The following is a 17,790-nucleotide window of genomic DNA, read 5'->3' on the forward strand; positions in this document are numbered from 1 at the left end:
GGAAAAGGGAATCTCCTTATTTCCCGGCATAGGTCTGCCAATCCTTGTCCTTATAAATATTTTCACCAAAATAGCGGGCAATCTGCATGAACGGCTCCACTTTTTGGTATCCGGGTACAGGGGAGAGCATGTTTCGGTTCTCATCCAAGAAAACCACGGTAGGGTAGCTCATTTTGCCCTGTAGCAGTGCTGCGGCCAACTCATGGTAGCCATTTCGGCCGGAAGGAACAAACTTGAAAGTTTTTCCTTGGTACTCGATAGGGTCTTTGCCCTCGGCGTCCAATTTTACCATGTAGAAGTTGTCCTGCATGTATTTGGAGACCTCAGGATGCTGAAAAGTGTCCTTGTCCATTTTTTTGCACCATCCGCACCAATCGGTATACACATCAATGAATATCTTTTTGGGCTTGGCATCCGTCTGGGACAGTTGCACGGCTTCATCCCATGAGATCCATTTGATGTCCTGTGCTTGGACCTGAAAGCCCATCAATAAAAGAAAAAACAAGCCAATCTGGGTAAAAGTAGTGCGCATAATTTCTATTTTCGGGACATATATCGCCCTATCCGTACAAAAATAACGAAAATTGTGCCAGAAAAGTATCTGGTTTTCAGCCCTGAAAAACCTAGACTTACTTGACCGCTTCTTTCTTGGGAGCTTCGAAGAGGTTTTTAACATCCACTTGGTTTCTCACGATGTCTTCAAAAGTTTCCCGCTCCCTGATCAAATGCGCTTTTCCTTTGTACCAAAGTACTTCGGCAGGCCTGTACCTTGAATTGTAATTGCTGGCCATGGTAAAGCAATAGGCACCCGCATTTCTGAAGCAGAGGATGTCCCCTTCAGAAATCTCATTGATCCTGCGATTGCTTCCGAAGGTATCGGTCTCGCAGATATAGCCCACCACGGAATAATAACGTTCCCTTCCCTTTGGGTTGGAAATGTTGACGATCTCGTGGCTGGACCCATAGAGCATGGGGCGGATCAAGTGGTTGAAACCTGAATCCACGCTGGCAAAAACGGTGGAAGTGGTCTGCTTCACCACATTCACCTTGGCCAAGAAATAGCCTGCTTCGCTGACCAAGAATTTACCGGGCTCGAATGCCAAGGTGAGTTCCCGACCATATTCGGCGCAAAATTCATTGAACCTAGCGGAAAGTTTTTTGCCGAGTTCCTCAATATTGGTCTGGATGTCACCTTCTTTATATGGCACCTTGAAACCGCTACCAAAGTCGATGAATTCCAAATCTTTGAAGTTTTTCGCTGTTTCGAACAGAATTTCGGAGGCATAGAGGAACACGTCGATGTCCAGGATATCGCTGCCTGTGTGCATGTGGATACCGTTGATGTTCATCTTGGTCAGTTCCACGATGCGCAACAAATGGGGTATCTGGTGTATGCTGATCCCGAACTTGGAATCGATATGTCCCACAGAGATTTTTGAGTTGCCACCTGCCATCACATGTGGGTTGATACGGATGCAAACGGGAATATCAGGGTGCTTGCTCCCGAATTGCTCCAATATGGAAAGGTTGTCAATGTTCACCTGTACGCCAAGTGCGGCGGCCGCCTCGATTTCTTCGAGAGACACGCCATTGGGGGTAAAGATGATGGATTCCGGTTTGAAACCTGCCATAAGGCCCAGTTTCACCTCTTGGATGGACACCGTGTCCAATCCGCTGCCCAAATGGTCCATCAATCTAAGGATGCTGATATTGGAAAGCGCCTTTGCGGCATAGTTAAGCCTTAAGCTGGAAACACCTTCAAAAGCCTTGGTGAGCCTTTGGTACTGCGAAGCGATCTTGTCCGCATCATATACATACAGGGGAGCTCCAAATTGCTCTGTGAGTTTCAATAAATCCTTAGGGTTCATGCCGTATCAATATTTAACCGACAAATCTAAAGTTTGTCTTTCGGTTTTACAAGAATAAAAAGCAATATATGGTTTTTTATAACAAATTGTTTTATTTAAAACAATCAAATGTGGTGGAACCAGTAAATTCTTGGACTTCTGTAGGGAGATTCCGTTCCATTTGCCGATTTGGTCTGTGTATAGTATTTTTAAGCAAACTCCATATATGAAGCTACCTTTCTTTCCCTTGCAGTCCGTTTTTTTTCCGGGTGAGACCGTGCCGCTCCATATTTTCGAGGAACGTTATAAGGAGCTGATCCATGATTGCAGGAAAGAAGCCTTGACCTTTGGCATCCCTGTTTTTATCAACAATGCCATTTCCTATGGTACGGAAGTGCAACTGGTGGAAGTGGTCAATACCTACGGATCGGGCGAAATGGATGTGGTCTGTGTGGCCCGACAGGTGTTCAAGGTGCTTTCCTTTGAGAACCAGTTACAGGGCAAATTGTATGCAGGTGGGGAAGTGGAGTTTTTGGACATGGCGAACGATGCGGATGATGGGCTCAGGGAAGAGGTAATGCAGAAAGTGGAGGCCTTGTACGACCTGATGGATGTACCGTTCACCAAGACGCCGCCCAAACAGTTCAACAGTTACGCCCTTGCCCATAAAATGGGGCTTTCCTTTGAACAGGAATTTGAATTGTTGCAGATGACCAGTGAAAAGGATCGGCTACTGTACATCAAGACCCATTTGGAGACCACGGCCCATGTTTTGAACGAGGTGAACCGCACCAAGGCCACCATCGAAATGAACGGACATTTCAAGAATTTTGATCCGTTGGACTTTCCTGATTTCAAGATTTGAGCCCCTAGGGTATAAAACAAACTTTTTCGGGCCCGATATGGGCAATTATTCTTTTTTGACCTTCTATTTGTCGATGGTGTTTTCTATTTTTGTCGGCAAACAAAAGTTAAATCGCAGATGAACCTTCACGAATATCAAGGAAAAGAGATTTTGGCCAGCTTTGGCGTTAGGATTCAAAGGGGCATAGTGGCCCGAAATGCCAAGGAAGCGGTGGATGCCGCAAAACAACTTACCCAAGAAACTGGTACAGGATGGCATGTTATAAAGGCACAGGTGCATGCTGGGGGCCGTGGCAAGGGTGGCGGTGTAAAATTGGCCAAGAACCTGAAGGAAGTGGAAGAGCTGGCTGGAAGCATCATTGGAATGAACCTTGTAACGCCACAGACATCTGCTGAAGGTAAAAAAGTACATCAGGTATTGATTGCCGAGGACGTATATTATCCAGGAGACAGCGAGACCAACGAGTTCTACATGTCCGTTTTGTTGAATAGGGGCACAGGGAGGAACATGGTGATGTACTCCACTGAAGGAGGTATGGACATTGAAGAGGTGGCCGAAAAGACCCCTCACTTGATCTTTACCGAAGAAATTGACCCGGGATTGGGATTGTTACCCTTCCAGGCAAGACGAATTGCCTTCAATTTGGGATTGTCTGGAACAGCTTTCAAGGAGATGGTGAAATTTGTTACCGCCCTATACAAAGCTTACGAACAGAGTGATGCCAGTCTTTTTGAGATCAATCCTGTATTGAAGACCTCGGACGACAAGATCATGGCAGTGGATGCCAAGGTGTCCATTGATGATAATGCCCTATATAGAAGAAAAGTATATGCCGAGATGCGTGACCTTCGTGAGGAGAACCCTATCGAGGTGGAAGCCCGTGAAGTAGGCCTTAACTATGTGGATTTGGATGGCAATGTGGGCTGTATGGTGAACGGGGCCGGATTGGCCATGGCCACTATGGACTTGATCAAAATGGCGGGCGGTGAACCAGCCAACTTTTTGGACGTTGGAGGTACCGCCGATGCCAAAAGGGTGGAAGAGGCGTTCCGTATCATTTTGAAAGACCCGAATGTAAAGGCTATATTGATCAATATCTTTGGAGGAATCGTACGTTGTGACCGAGTGGCGCAAGGTGTGGTGGATGCGTACAAGAACATGGGAGATGCCATCCAGGTGCCGATCATTGTACGTTTGCAAGGTACCAACGCTGAGTTGGCGAAGGAAATCATTGATAACTCAGGATTGGCCGTACATTCCGCAGTGCAGTTCCAGGAAGCTGCCGATAAGGTGAAAGAGGTATTGGGATAATTTTCCGATTGCAATAACCGAACAAGATCAAGGGGTAACGTTGTTTTAACGTTGCCCTTTTTTGTTTTTCTCGATCGTATCCCCAAAATGCCCTTTTCTTTTTAATGGTCCAGGTGTTTCCATTGGTCTTTTTCTTGTCTTTTTTAGAATGGGATGAAAAGACCACACAGTAGGTTTTGAGAAGGGCAATAGATCCAATATTAGCGTAATGTTACAGAAATTAAACCTCAGTTAAATGCTACTTTCCCATTCGTTTTTTTGGTTGTCTTCGCGGTAATTTTGGATTGTCTTTAAAAGAGAAACGTTCATTCTGATATCAAGAAATCATTCATCATTTAATCAAAAAACAAGACCATGAAAAAAATCAAAGTAGTTTATGTTGTGCTTGCATTGTTAGCCACAATGGGTGTTTTTGCGAACAAGGGAAACAACATCAAAGTGGAAAAGGACCTCTCCGCCCAAATTTATGAGATGTTGAAACAATACCCTTTTGAGTTGAAATCGGAGGATTTGACCGCTGAGGTCCGGTTCACCATCAACAACAAAGGAGAGCTGGTAGTGCTTTCCGTGGAAACCCAAAACGACTTTTTGGATAATTATGTAAAAAGCCGTCTGAACTATCAAAAAGTGGATTTTAAACAGGGTGGTCCAGGTAAGATTTACAAAATCCCAGTGCGGATTACTGCTTAGTCGGCAGAGTTTAGTTTGAGTTAGTCAGTTGGCCCTGAAAATTTCAGGGCTTTTTTGTGCACTAAAATGAACAACATTGGAGTTATCTATATAAGTGCACGGCCAAAACTGAACCATATGGGTACTTACGAGGAAAAATTGGGCATTCTTTCGGAATTGATTTCCTTTGCGAGGGTGGACCATTCACTGAAACGGTCGGAATATGAGTTTTTGTTGAAGGTGGCTTCGAATTTGGGAGTGGACAAGGAAACCTTTGATGGACTCTTGAAAAATGAATCACCTAAAGTGAGGCTCAAGACCCAAGCGGAGCGCATTGTACAGTTCCATAGGTTGTTGCTCCTAATGAACATCGATCAAGAGCAGCATAAAAAGGAGATAGACACATTGTACAACATTGGCCTCAAAATGGGTTTGCCACCCGCGGCCATGGCCCAAGTGCTGGAAATCATGCATCGCTATCCCAACAAGGTGGTGCCTCCGGATGTGCTGATCAATATCTTCAAGGCACATTACAACTAACGACACTTTGTCATCATATTCTCAACAAATAATGCCATAACGTCATGCTTTTGGCGTTGGTACAGGTTTTGCCTATGGCTACATGGTTTAGAAGTTTAATATTAAAATTGAATCACCATGAGTATAGTAAAAAGAAACAACTTGTTTTTCCCTTCTCTGATGAACGATTACTTTGCCCCAGACTGGTTTGGTGGCGCAGAAAAGTGGAATGCTTCCATTCCCGCAGTCAATATAAAGGACAATGAGGATGGATTTGAATTGGAACTTGCCGTACCTGGCATGAAGAAAGATGATTTCACCGTGGAGGTGGATAATGATGTATTGACCATTTCAAGTGAGATCAAAGCGGAAAACGAGGAGAAAAAAGACAATTACACACGAAAGGAATTTTCTTTCACCTCTTTCAAAAGGGCCTTTACCTTGCCAGAAACCGTTGATGGTTCCAAGATAGATGCCAAGTATGAGGACGGCATATTGAAGCTGACCTTGCCCAAGAAGCAAGAGGCTTTACCGAAGCCCAAGCGATTGATTTCGATTGGATAAGATATTGAAAGCACCAACTCGGTGTTTCATGATGGTTGGATTAGTTGGTTAGTTTGTTGGCGCGCCCCTTGCAAATTGCTTGGGGCGCGTTTATTTTGATTGTTAATGTTTAATTAACATAAAAAATCTTACTTTTAAGATAAGTTTAACCTTAACTATATTTTTATGAGACCATTTAACAAATTACAATTGATCGGACTATTATTGGTAAGTTCCCTTTTGTTGGTAATCCATTCGTGTGCAAAAGAAGAACCTACCAGTCTTGAAAACCCAAACATCGATGTTTCCGAAGTTGACAACCCGCCCATTATGGAAAGTGGAGGGGATGGGATTGAAGATGACACTAAATCATCATCTTCCCTAACGGGCAAGACTACTTGCGATATAACCGGGACCTCCACACCTCAGGCAGGCAACCAATATACTTTTACCTATACAACAAATATGTCGAGTCCCACAGTCACATGGACCGTGCTGAGCGGGGCAATAACTTTGGTCAGTACGTCTGGAAATTCTGCGACCTTTCAGTTTGGATCAGGCTTTAGTTCGGGAAGTATCAAGGCTCATGGTACGAATGGCACTGTTGAATGTTCGGACACTATTTCGTTTAGGCAACCAACCATAAGCTGTCCCCAGCAAAGCTGTTTGAATATATTGCAAGTGGAACCCTGCATAGACTATCAAGCGGTATTGAGCTGTGCAAACAATGTTTCTTCTGTGGATTGGGAATATTCCATAGGGCCATACAGCCATGTTTCGATTGGTTCATCAACTAATCCTGGTGGAAATTATGCAATCGCAAAGCCAATTTATCTTCCGACCGGTAGTTGGGATAATTATTACCTATGGATTTTTGCCGACATTACACTGACCAATGGATCTACATGTACACTATCAAAAAGTATATTGTTGAGTTGTGGCTCAGGGGGTGGTGGCAATCAGTAAGAAATAGAAAAATAATGAAAATGAGAGAGGCCTTAAATGGCCTCTTTTTTTTATTCCTTCTCTTGCAAAACCTTTATTTCGTCCCTTAACTTGGCCGCCTCCATAAAATTGAGTTCTTTGGCGGCTTTCTCCATGGCCTTTCTCTTTTCCCGGATCAATTTTTCCTTTTGGTCCTCGGTCAGGTACGCCATATCAGGTTCCGCGGCACGCAGCTCTTCCTTTTGGAAATGATAGGTGGAAACGGAATTTTTGACCAAGGCATTGTCCAGATTTTTGTTGAGCGCCTTGGGGGTAATGTTGTGCTCCTTGTTGTAGGCCATTTGCTTTTCCCTACGGTAATTGGTCTCGTCGATGGTCTTTTGCATACTCTCGGTAATCTTGTCGGCATACATGATGGCCTTTCCGTTGAGGTTACGTGCTGCACGGCCAACCGTCTGTGTCAGGGAGCGGTTGCTTCGCAAAAAACCTTCCTTGTCAGCGTCCAATATGGCCACTAAGGATACTTCGGGCAGGTCCAATCCCTCCCGAAGCAGGTTTACACCGATCAACACATCGAACAGTCCTTTTCGAAGGTCCTGCATGATCTCTACACGTTCCAAGGTGTCCACATCACTATGGATATACCGGCAACGTACATCGATCCTGGACAGGTATTTGGTCAGTTCCTCGGCCATTCTTTTGGTCAGGGTGGTCACCAAGGTACGTTCATCCAGTTCCACCCTTTGCTGTATCTCTTCCACCAGATCATCAATTTGGTTGGCACTGGGCCTCACTTCGATGATAGGATCCAAGAGCCCCGTTGGGCGTATGACCTGTTCCACATAAATGCCTCCACTGAGTTCCAATTCATAATCGGCCGGGGTGGCACTTACATAAAGGACTTGATTCTGTAGGGCTTCGAACTCCTCGAACTTCAGGGGTCGGTTGTCCATGGCTGCCGGCAGTCGAAATCCATATTCTACCAAATTTTCCTTTCGCGATCGGTCGCCACCGTACATGGCATGCACCTGTGGAATGGTTACGTGGCTTTCATCGATGACCATCAAATAGTCATCTGGGAAGTAGTCCAACAAACAGAAAGGCCGTGTGCCTGGTTTTCTGCCGTCCAGATAGCGGGAGTAATTTTCAATGCCCGAGCAATAGCCCAGTTCCCGAATCATTTCAAGGTCAAAATTGGTACGTTCTTCCAGACGTTTGGCTTCCAGCGGTCTACCTATTTCTTTGAAGTAGTCCACCTGTTTCACCAGATCGTCCTGAATTTCCCGGATAGCATTTTGCAGCACATCGGGAGAGGTCACGAACATATTGGCCGGGTAAATGTTCAAGGAGTCATAGATTTCGATGACCTTGTTGTTGAAAGGATCCAAGGCTTCGATCTCCTCGATTTCATCGCCAAAAAAATGGATGCGGAAGGCATGGTCGGCATAGCTGGGGAACACATCCACCACATCCCCCTTCACCCGAAAATTGCCGTTCCTGAAATCGGCCGTGGTCCGGGAATACAGACTTTGTACCAATTGTTTCAAAAACTTGGTGCGGGATATCACTTGCTCCCTATGGATGGAGATCACGTTCTTCTGGAACTCGATGGGGTTCCCGATACCATACAGACAGGATACCGATGCGACCACCAGCACGTCCCTTCTTCCTGAAAGAAGGGAAGAAGTGGCGCTCAACCGCAGTTTCTCGATGTCCTCATTGATGGAAAGGTCCTTTTCGATATAGAGTCCGCTGGAAGGGATATAGGCCTCTGGTTGATAGTAGTCGTAGTAGGATACAAAGTATTCCACGGCATTGTTCGGAAAAAACTGCTTGAACTCCGAATACAATTGGGCGGCCAAGGTCTTGTTGTGTGCCAATACCAAGGTGGGCCGCTGTACGGTCTCCACTACATTGGCCACAGTGAACGTCTTGCCCGAACCCGTTACCCCGAGCAGGGTCTGGTGCCGCTCGTTTCCCTCAATGCCCTCCACCAATTGCTTGATGGCATTTGGCTGGTCCCCCGTAGGTTTGAATCCCGAAACTACCTGAAATTTCATTCGATAAAAATACTAAAGGATACATCCAAACGGAAGCAAAAGAGTAAGATTATCCATTTGATCAGGTATAAATGTTTCGTCTTTCGGGGTGACTGGTTTTTAAAGGTCCCTTTTTTTCAACAAAGCATAGGATAAATAGATGAAAATGGCTGTCCAAACGATGACGATCAGGAACTCGTACCAATACACATGGTAATCAAACTTCATATCTTCTCCAATTTGTTGTCCGATATTTTGTACAGCAGAAAGTCTCGTAAATGGCTCTTTGATCAGGTTGGACATGGATTGTAGTGGAAAAAAGTCTTTTACCACCCTTGCTGCTGACCAACTCATCACTTTCCATCCCAAGAGGCCAAATACTACCTGCTCCAAAATGGTCCATAGGATAAGGAACCCCAACGCAAAAGCGGAGCGTTTCACCAATATCCCCAAAAAGAGACAGAAGGAGAAAAACCCGACCAACTTAAAGAAGAAAGCGGGTAGGAACTCCAAGTCGGAAAAAATGATGGATAGTTCATTGTAATCTGAATAGATAAGCCCTAAAATCATGGAAACCACAAATACGAACACGGTCGATATCAATGCAAAGGATACCACGGTGAGCACTTTGGAAAGGATGAACTCCTTTTTGGAAAGGCCGTCTATGAGGTTCTGTTTGATGGTCTTGTTGCTGTATTCGTTGGACATCATGGAAACGATGACAATGGCCAAGAACAGCTTGAAGAGGGCCGTCACAAAAGTGTTGAAATGCCAGATATACGGAAAGTTGAAGATTCCCTGGTCTGCCAAATGGAACTGGACCGGTCCAATGTCAAACTTGATGGCAGCAATCAACGCAATCGAGGTCAAGAGGACAAAGTAGGCAATGATAAGTACTTTGCTCGCCCTGTTGTTCCAAAGTTTTATGAATTCGATTTGAAGGAGACGTAACATTCGTTTTTTTTGATTAGTTGTTCTTGGTCAAGGTTAAAAATTGTTCTTCCAGGCTCTCTTTGCGTTTCACCAGATGGGAGAGCACAATGCCTTTTTCAAAGAGCATCTTATTGAGTGTCACGGCGTCCATTTCTTCCTTGAGGTAAGCGGTCAGTGTCCCGTTGAAGTTCTCAATCTTCCCAAAACTGGCATTTTTCTCCAATAGGGATTTCAACTGGTCCATATCTTGGCACCGGAGTTCAAAAAATCCATGGCTTGCCAACATGCTGTCCACTGGACCGGAGTACAGGTTTTCCCCTTTTCGGAGAATGACCACGTGCGAGCATACTTTTTCCACCTCGTCCAGCAAGTGGGAGGCAAGCAAAATGGTCGTGCCCTGACCTGCAATGGTCTTGATGATTTCCCGTATCTGGTGGATTCCTTGGGGGTCCAGGCCGTTTGTGGGCTCGTCAAGAATCAATATTTCCGGATCGTTGAGCAGGGCGGAGGCAATGGCCAAACGTTGTTTCATCCCGAGGGAATAGGTCTTGAACTTGCTGTTTCTGCGGTCCCAAAGTCCTACCAGCTCCAACTTTTCCTGAATTTTAGTTTCTGGGACCTCCTTGATCTTACAGACCAGTTTCAAGTTTTGGATGGCGGTCATGTAAGGGTAGAAGTTGGGCCGTTCGATGATGGCCCCTACCTTTTTCAAGGCCTCATGGGTGGAGGTATTGCCATCGAACCAACTGAAATCGCCCGAGGTACGGTTCACTACGTTGAGGATGATGCCCAAAGTGGTGGATTTTCCACTTCCGTTGGGCCCTAGAATGCCATACACATTGCCCTTTTCAATGGTAAAGGACAGGTCTTTGACAGCAGTGAGGTACCCGAATTTTTTTGTGAGATGGTTTACGGTCAGGATTGTTTCCAAGACGGAATCGTTTTTTGATTTGTTTATAGTAACTTGACGAGGTTTAATGGAATTTGTTACAATAAAACAAAATTTTTGACCATATAAGACAAATAGGGGAAGTTTAGATGTCAGATGTCAGATGTCAGATGTCAGATGTCAGATGTCGGAAGTCAGAAGTCGGACATCTCATATCTTGTTTCCTGTGTCCTATATCCAGAACCATAAAGAAATATGTCCGAGGAGAAATTGATGTCGAAGAAAAAACCGGCCTATCCGGTCAACAAAAAACTGGATACCTATCTGGACAGGTACAACCGAAAAATAGAGATCCCCATTTTCTATGAGGACCTATTGCGCTTTTCCGGTTCGGTGGTCGTGTACGATTCCGATGGGGAGGATACCCTTTGGGTGCGGGTATATTATTCGGATTTTGACCGAAAGGAAATCGACATCAGCCTGAAAAAAGTCTATTCCATTTTGCATTCGGATGGTAGTGACCGTATCCAGGAATATTTGAACGTGGATGCCGTTGATTTCTGTACCTTTGGCAATTCCAAGCCGTTCCGCATCAAGGTAAGGAACATCCTCAATGACAACTACACCTATTTTTATGTAAAGAAGACCGATGCTTCACGAATCTATGGGTTGGAGCTGGAACATATGCTATCGCCCTATAACCTTAACTTTTTGGTGTACAAGGACACCTTGATCGAGGAACATATTGCGGGCATTCCGGGCGATGTGTTTATCAAGGACATGCTGCCCAAATGTTCGGAGTCCGAGAAGGCCCAGTTGGCCAAGGAGTTTGTGAAGTTCAATGAACGCTGTATGATCCGCTTGTTGGGCGATATGCGCTCCTACAATTATGTGATTGTCCCTGTACACGATTTTGACCATGTGGTCTATAAGATCAGGGCCATCGATTTTGACCAGCAGTGCTTCGAGGGAAAACTGAAGGTATATAGGCCCCAGTTTTTCAAGGAAAACTATAAAATGGTGGAATTGGTGCGCGACAAATTGCAGAAAAACTCTGTGGACCAGTATAAAATTGAGGAACGGTCCATTGTTGCCAAGCGGATTCTCAGTTCGGGCAACCGCATCAAACGTTTGATAGGTGCCGTAAAACCGGATACCATATCATTGCCAGAAAACATTGATCGCCTAAAACACGAAATCTATGACCTTACGAAGGATATCGATTTCAAAAAGAGCACTACCATGGGCGAAGTACTGTCCCTGGCCCTCGATTTTGTAAAGCGCAACTATGAAGATGTCAGCATGAAGCAGATCATCGAGAAGAAATTTTGATCAATGTTCAATTGCCAATAAGCGATTGACAATCACACTTTTTTTGGACACTATTACTATTGTTTATTGTCCATTGCTAATTGTGTTAGCTCTTCTGCTCCTTGTTGAAATAGACCAGATAATAGTACATCTGGCGCTCCTCGTCCCAGCCCTTCTCCACAAATTTTTCGGCGGATTCAGGGTTGATGAAATCCAGTTTTATCTGGATATTGGTGTCGAGGTTGATGACATTCTTTATTTTTTTCCGGGCATCTGAAACGGCCTTGTTGGCAATGTCAAAATTGGATACATCCTCAATGCTGTACTTTGGCCCCTTTTCCACTTTGTAGTGTTTGAACTCGGGAATCAGTTCCGGGTTTTCCATCACTTCGTTCAAAAAGGCGGTCTCTTCAAAGGCATCGTTTTTGGCAAAATGGTTCACCGCCCGGTTCATGAAAAGAACCTCTTGCTGCTTGTCCTCCGCCGGAAGAACCACGTCCTTGGCGAAGTTCTGGCAGAATTTCAGGTAGTTTTTGGTGTAGAAATTTTCGTCGGTCAACGGGACCAAACCTAAAAAATTCTCCAGCCAATATTTGGCATCGTAGCGGTTACTGTCCACGGATAGAACTTTGTACCCTTCTTCCTTGTCCACATTGAAAACGATACAGCCCTTGTCCAACTTATTGATGTTGATACCCTGCTTGATGAGGATCTCCAGGTTTTGCTCCTTTTCCCGGAACTGTAGAAAATCATGCTTCAACTCACTTTTAAAAATGCCCACGGCATCCGTTTTTTTGTTGTCGATGACCATGTCCGAAAAATGGACGACATATACCTCCCCGCTTTTGATGTGCGGGTGGTTGGACTGGTCAAAAAGGTGCTGGGTTATCTTTTTGGAAACCTGGTGCCCGTTCGATGGGTTTTCAAACAGTTCCGAAATGGATTTGAATACCTCATTGAACTCCAGGTCCACATCATGGGCAAACCTAAAATAGTTCTCTTCCTTTTCCCTAAAAGGCCTAAAGAAATACTCTTTTAGCAAACCGGACATCTCATCGTTCAGCGAGAAAGGTTCGGCGGACATAAAAGCAGCTTCATTTTTGCTCTTGTTGCCCACACGGTGGAGCGAGATGCTTTCAATCTGGGCGGGATATAGGTTTAGCATATTTTTGGTTAAGGGTTAAGGGTTAAGGGTTAAGGGTTAAGGGTTAAGGGTTGGGTATGTCAATTCCAGTTTTCATCAAAATCCATGTCGTCATAGCTATCGAGGAAATCATCGTCTTCACCAAAGCTGTCCTCCAAATCTCCTTCCTCTGCTTCAAATTTTTTCTCCGGGGGCGAATCCGGTAATTCCCCAAAACTGAACAAAAGATTGGGATAAATTTTTCCACCTTCATTTTCAACTACATCTGCCAGTTCCACAAAGAAGGTCCACATGCTGTAAAAATCGTACACGTAGATCAATTTTGGGGTCTGTTCGGACAGTACATCGTCCAGGGAGGTCTCGTTCATCAACCGGATATCGGAACCGTTCTCGCTCATATCGAAGAGTGCGATTTCCTCATCTTGGTTCCATTCCTCGTCACAGGTGTAGAAAGAGGCCATTTCACCTCCTTCAAATCCAAAGGCCTGGGTTATGGCATTGTGGAATTCTTCCAGTGTATCGTTTTCGTCAATTTCGATATCCCTAAAGATATCTTCCTCAGCATCAAGTATTATCCTGATTTTATAGATCATCAAAAAAAATTATAGAATGTGCAAAGTTACAATAAATACCCCTTATTTGGTGAACCGGTGCAAGGTAAAGGTCATGGCCGCCAAAAGGAAAAATGCCCCTATTTGGTGCGCAATGCCCAGCCACAGGGGAACGGCGTAGATCAAGGTCAGTACGCCCAGCACAAATTGTAGGAATACCAAGGCCAAAAGGGTCTTAAGGCCATTCTCCTGTATTGGTGTCCGTTCCACTTTTCGGGTCCTGAACCATATCCATAGGATAAAGCCCACAACAACATAGGCCAGATAGCGATGCACGAACTGCACCCCGCTCTTTCCTTCATAAAAGTTTTTGATAACGGGATGATGCTCTATATATACGGTTTCGTGCATCAATTTCCCCTCGCTCATCATGGGCCAGTGGTTGTGGATGAAACCGGCATCCAGTCCAGCCACGAAAGCCCCCCAGATGATTTGGAGCAACAGGACGGCCAGTCCGATCCTGACTAGGTTCCTGATTTTTATATTGACCTCTTTTTTGGTGGGGTATATCAAATCCAAAGCGACCCAAAGGCTATAGGCAAAGGTGACAAAGGCGGTGGTCAAATGGGCAGCGAGCCGGAAATGGGACACATCTGGGCGGTCCACTAGGCCACTTTTGACCATATACCAGCCCAAAAATCCCTGAAAGCCTCCCAAAAAGAGTAGGACAAGACATTTCTTGATGGTGGACCTGTCCAATTTTTTGGTGACCAGAAAATACAGGAAGGGCAGTATAAAAACGATTCCAATAAATCGCCCAATGAATCGGTGCAACCACTCCCAAAAATAAATATCCTTAAAATCCTCTAAATCAAAATGGGAGTTAAGTTTTTGATATTCAGGATATTGTTTATAAAGTTCAAAAGCCTCTTCCCAGGCCTGCTCGTTCATCGGCGGCAAGGTTCCGTGAATCAATTTGTAATCGGAAATGGAAAGTCCTGAATGGGTGAGACGGGTAATGCCACCGACGAGCACCATGACAAAAATGAGGGCACAGCCCGTCAATAGCCAGTAGATCACAGCTTTGTTCTTTTTCATTCCGAGTGTACTTTTAGGTTCATTTCTTTACCCTTTTCCAACATAAATTGGTAAGCGGCTTCATATTCATTGGGGATTTCCCCTTCCAGAATGGCCTCTTTTATGGCATCCTTTATGATTCCGATTTCTTTGGAGGGACTTAGGTTGAAGGTGGCCATGATCTCTTCACCGGAAACGGGGGGCTGAAAGTTGCGTACATGGTCCCTTTCTTCGACCTCCACTATTTTTTGGCGGACAATCTGGAAATTGTTCTTGTACTTTTTCTGCTTTTTGGGATTTTTGGTAGTGATGTCCGCTTCGCAAAGGGTCATGAGGTCATCCACATGGTCCCCGGCATCAAAGACCAAACGACGGACCGCGGAATCGGTGACATGGTCCTCGGCCAGGATGATGGGGCGTGAACTCATCAGCACCATTTGTTGCACGAACTTCATTTTCTCGTTCAAGGGCATCTTTAGCCGCTTGAAGAGTTTGTATACCATCTTGGATCCCACAAATTCATGTCCGTGGAAGGTCCAACCAATTTTTTTGTGGAACTTTTTGGTCGGGGCCTTGCCAATGTCGTGGAGTAGGGCGGCCCACCGCAACCAAAGGTTGTCCGTGGTTTCGGCAATGTTGTCCACCACTTCCAGAGTGTGCCAAAAATTGTCCTTGTGGCGTTGCCCTTCCACCTCTTCAATGCCCTGCAGGGCGATGAGTTCGGGTAGGATATAGGGCAAAAGCTCTGTTTGGAGCATCAACTTGAACCCAACGGATGGCTTGCGGGCCATCATTATTTTGTGCAGTTCGTCCACAATACGTTCCTTGGAAACGATTTTGATACGTTCCTTGTTTTCCGTGATGGCCTGAAGAGACCGGAGCTCGATGGCAAATCCCAACTGGGTGGCAAAACGGATGGCGCGCATCATGCGTAGTGGGTCGTCGGAATAGGTGATGCCCGGTTCTAGAGGGGTCCTGATGGTTTTTTTGTCCAAGTCGGACAATCCATCAAAAGGATCCAACAGTCGTCCAAAGCTGCCCTTGTTCAGTGACAGTGCCATGGCATTTATGGTAAAATCCCTTCGGTTTTGGTCATCTTCCAAGGTGCCGTCCTCCACAATGGGTTTTCGGCTGTCCCGTTGGTAACTTTCCTTTCGCGCGCCCACGAACTCGAGTTCCATGCCCTGATGTTTGATCATGGCCGTGCCAAAATTCTTGAACACGGAGACTTCTGGTTTTCCCTTGAGTTTGGAAGCCACTTTTTGGGCGAGTTCTATACCACTCCCTATGGCCACAATGTCTATGTCCTTCGGGGTGTTTCGTTGTAAAAAATAGTCACGTACATAGCCGCCGATCACATAGGAATCGATTCCCAGTTCATCTGCAGTTGAACCGATCAGCTCAAAAATGGGATGTTGTATGGCTTCTGTATGGAATTCCTTCGTCATTCTATTCCCGGATTACCTTCACCTGGCCGTCATTGCTCAATTTAATGATGGAGGAAGGGGAAGGGTTTTTGTTTTCGTCCGGCAAATTTACCACATAGTCCACTCCTTTTAAAATTTCCGGGGCTATATCCTTGAAACGATTTGGGGTGGGTTCCCCGGAGATGTTGGCCGAGGTGGAAACAATGGGTTTTCCAAATTTGTTGATGAGGTATTGACAGAATTTGTCCGACGCTACCCGAATGGCCAGCGTATTGTCCTCGGCCACTAGGTTTTTGGCTACACCGATGGGCTCGTCAAAAACGATGGTGGTGGGCTTGGTGGCCAGGTCCATGATATCGTAGGCCACTTCGGGCACCTGTTTCACATGGCGTTCCAGCATCGCCTGGTTGGCGACGAGGCAGATCAGGGCCTTGCTGTCCTCCCTTTTTTTGAGGGCATATACTTTTTTTACGGCTTCTGGATCGGATGCATCGCAGCCAATGCCCCACACGGTGTCGGTAGGGTAGAGGATAAGCCCCCCTTCTTTGAGCACTTTGATGCAGTTGTTGATTTCTTCGGTCATTGGATGAAAATTCTAATTGCTTTCCAAAAAGGTGATATAGCTGTTTTTCTGTTCCGCAAAATCCCACTTTTTGGAAACGTATTCTTTTTTGTCGCTTTTTCCGTTGCTCATTTTTGCAAAAATTTCAGATAGTCCGTCAGCGCCATTGAAAAAAATGGAGTGGGATTCCATATCAGGGATATGTTCAAGTCCGATGGGGGAAATCAGGGTTTTCTTGTATCCAAACGCTTGGTTGTAACACCCCATGATTTTGTATTTGGCATAATTGTCGCCAACGGAATCTAGCGGAATCAATATGTAGTCTGATTTTTTGATGTAATCGTGGAACGTGTCATTGTCCAAAAAAGCGTCAAACGTGATAAAATTATCTTGCAAGTCATGGGTTTTGATATGGTCCAAAAATTCTTGGCTTTTTGGGTCGTTGACATTGGTGCTACCCAAGATCAGAATCTTTAGGTTGGATTTTGCCTGTGTCTTTTCAAGGGCTTTCGCAACCAAAAAATAGTCCCTCCTACCGAAATCAAGTTTTCCAGGAATGCTGATCCATGTTTCTTCCTTTGGTTTTGCTGGAGCGGTACTGTCATATGCAGGGAAGAAAATGGGGTAAAAAGCCCCCAATTTTAGGGAACTGTCCTCCAACTTGACGGAATCCAGCAAAAAATCATTCAACACGAAGAATTTCTTTATGGCCTTGTTGATGAGTTTTTGGGAAAAGCTATGATTTACTTTTTTTAGGTTGTGGAGTATTCCAAACAGTTTTGTTTTCCGTTTCAATAAATGGCTGAGCAGGATGACTTCCAGCCTGGAACTTGCGGTGTTGAAGATGAGCGTTTCCATCATTTTCTTTCTGAAGAACCTGCTTAGGCCAAGAGTAAAGGCAATGCGCTTGAACAGGTTTTTTTGTGATGAACGTTGGAAAATGATCACTTCTTCCGCAAGGCGGACATATTCGGATGCCCTTTCATGGATTTGTTCGCTTATGACCAAGGTAACCGTATGTCCGGAATCCGTCAGGAACTTGATCTGCGAGTACAGGCATTCGTCATGATAGGAGTTGAACTCGACAAGGGCTACTTTTCCCATGAACAGGTTTTTTGCAAAGACAGTACTTTTTTGCAAAGTTATCTTTTAAATTAC

18 protein-coding genes are annotated in these 17,790 nt (G+C 45.1%); 7 read left to right on the forward strand and 11 right to left on the reverse strand.

Annotated features, from left to right (window positions below; translation table 11 throughout):
* Positions 1-16 precede the first annotated feature (16 nt).
* Together D2V93_RS05730 and lysA are read right to left on the reverse strand one after the other, a co-directional pair.
* On the reverse strand, positions 17-532 hold the full coding sequence (locus tag D2V93_RS05730; RefSeq protein WP_072877356.1) for a thioredoxin family protein: 516 nt from the start codon (positions 530-532) through the stop codon (positions 17-19).
* A 97-nt stretch (positions 533-629) separates the two neighbouring features.
* On the reverse strand, positions 630-1,868 hold the full coding sequence (gene lysA, locus D2V93_RS05735) for a diaminopimelate decarboxylase (protein WP_072877358.1): 1,239 nt from the start codon (positions 1,866-1,868) through the stop codon (positions 630-632).
* Between the two features lie 205 nt (positions 1,869-2,073).
* On the opposite strand from lysA, the gene D2V93_RS05740 reads away from it, so the two are divergent.
* The 6 genes from D2V93_RS05740 (at position 2,074) to D2V93_RS05765 (ending at position 6,720) form a co-directional block, all read left to right on the forward strand.
* Positions 2,074-2,712, forward strand: coding sequence for an LON peptidase substrate-binding domain-containing protein (locus tag D2V93_RS05740; RefSeq protein ID WP_119618755.1), 639 nt, complete (start codon positions 2,074-2,076; stop codon positions 2,710-2,712).
* Positions 2,713-2,829: 117 nt separating this feature from the next.
* Positions 2,830-4,023, forward strand: a complete 1,194-nt coding sequence (gene sucC, locus D2V93_RS05745; protein ID WP_072877363.1) for an ADP-forming succinate--CoA ligase subunit beta — start codon at positions 2,830-2,832, stop codon at positions 4,021-4,023.
* Positions 4,024-4,377: 354 nt separating this feature from the next.
* The gene (locus tag D2V93_RS05750) at positions 4,378-4,713 is read left to right on the forward strand and encodes a hypothetical protein (protein ID WP_119618756.1); all 336 of its coding nucleotides are present in this window, start codon (positions 4,378-4,380) and stop codon (positions 4,711-4,713) included.
* Positions 4,714-4,830: 117 nt separating this feature from the next.
* Positions 4,831-5,232, forward strand: a complete 402-nt coding sequence (locus D2V93_RS05755; RefSeq protein ID WP_119618850.1) for a TerB family tellurite resistance protein — start codon at positions 4,831-4,833, stop codon at positions 5,230-5,232.
* A 117-nt stretch (positions 5,233-5,349) separates the two neighbouring features.
* On the forward strand, positions 5,350-5,775 hold the full coding sequence (locus D2V93_RS05760) for an Hsp20/alpha crystallin family protein (protein ID WP_072877367.1): 426 nt from the start codon (positions 5,350-5,352) through the stop codon (positions 5,773-5,775).
* Positions 5,776-5,940: 165 nt separating this feature from the next.
* Entirely contained in the window at positions 5,941-6,720 is a 780-nt protein-coding gene (locus tag D2V93_RS05765) for a hypothetical protein (RefSeq protein ID WP_119618757.1), read from the forward strand.
* A gap of 50 nt (positions 6,721-6,770) precedes the next feature.
* Here the strand turns inward: D2V93_RS05765 and uvrB are convergent, their stop codons facing one another.
* From uvrB to D2V93_RS05780, 3 genes are all read right to left on the reverse strand, one after another.
* Complete coding sequence (uvrB, locus tag D2V93_RS05770; RefSeq protein WP_072877371.1) at positions 6,771-8,759, reverse strand: excinuclease ABC subunit UvrB; 1,989 nt, start codon at positions 8,757-8,759, stop codon at positions 6,771-6,773.
* Between the two features lie 99 nt (positions 8,760-8,858).
* Positions 8,859-9,692, reverse strand: a complete 834-nt coding sequence (locus D2V93_RS05775) for an ABC transporter permease (RefSeq protein WP_119618758.1) — start codon at positions 9,690-9,692, stop codon at positions 8,859-8,861.
* Between the two features lie 13 nt (positions 9,693-9,705).
* On the reverse strand, positions 9,706-10,602 hold the full coding sequence (locus D2V93_RS05780; RefSeq protein ID WP_119618759.1) for an ABC transporter ATP-binding protein: 897 nt from the start codon (positions 10,600-10,602) through the stop codon (positions 9,706-9,708).
* Between the two features lie 213 nt (positions 10,603-10,815).
* Here D2V93_RS05780 and D2V93_RS05785 point away from each other — a divergent pair, with 213 nt between their 5' ends.
* Positions 10,816-11,892 carry a hypothetical protein gene (locus tag D2V93_RS05785; RefSeq protein WP_119618760.1) on the forward strand — a complete coding sequence of 359 codons (1,077 nt, stop codon included), beginning with the start codon at positions 10,816-10,818 and terminating at the stop codon, positions 11,890-11,892.
* An 85-nt stretch (positions 11,893-11,977) separates the two neighbouring features.
* On the opposite strand, the gene D2V93_RS05790 is transcribed toward D2V93_RS05785, so the two are convergent.
* The 6 genes from D2V93_RS05790 to D2V93_RS05815 are packed head-to-tail and all read right to left on the reverse strand — an operon-like array spanning position 11,978 to position 17,736.
* Entirely contained in the window at positions 11,978-13,036 is a 1,059-nt protein-coding gene (locus D2V93_RS05790; RefSeq protein WP_119618761.1) for a nucleoid-associated protein, read from the reverse strand.
* Positions 13,037-13,095: 59 nt separating this feature from the next.
* Entirely contained in the window at positions 13,096-13,608 is a 513-nt protein-coding gene (locus D2V93_RS05795) for an IS1096 element passenger TnpR family protein (protein WP_072877381.1), read from the reverse strand.
* Positions 13,609-13,650: 42 nt separating this feature from the next.
* Complete coding sequence (locus D2V93_RS05800) at positions 13,651-14,664, reverse strand: COX15/CtaA family protein (RefSeq protein WP_072877382.1); 1,014 nt, start codon at positions 14,662-14,664, stop codon at positions 13,651-13,653.
* Complete coding sequence (locus D2V93_RS05805; protein ID WP_119618762.1) at positions 14,661-16,091, reverse strand: CCA tRNA nucleotidyltransferase; 1,431 nt, start codon at positions 16,089-16,091, stop codon at positions 14,661-14,663. Before D2V93_RS05805 ends, D2V93_RS05800 begins: the two co-directional genes overlap by 4 nt.
* 1 nt (position 16,092) lies before the next feature.
* Positions 16,093-16,653, reverse strand: a complete 561-nt coding sequence (locus D2V93_RS05810) for an L-threonylcarbamoyladenylate synthase (RefSeq protein ID WP_072877384.1) — start codon at positions 16,651-16,653, stop codon at positions 16,093-16,095.
* 12 nt (positions 16,654-16,665) lie between these two features.
* A complete protein-coding gene (locus D2V93_RS05815; protein WP_119618763.1) occupies positions 16,666-17,736 on the reverse strand; it encodes a hypothetical protein in 1,071 nt (356 codons plus the stop codon).
* Positions 17,737-17,790: the final 54 nt, after the last annotated feature.

The organism is Flagellimonas taeanensis (genome assembly GCF_003584105.1).
Taxonomy (GTDB): domain Bacteria; phylum Bacteroidota; class Bacteroidia; order Flavobacteriales; family Flavobacteriaceae; genus Flagellimonas; species Flagellimonas taeanensis.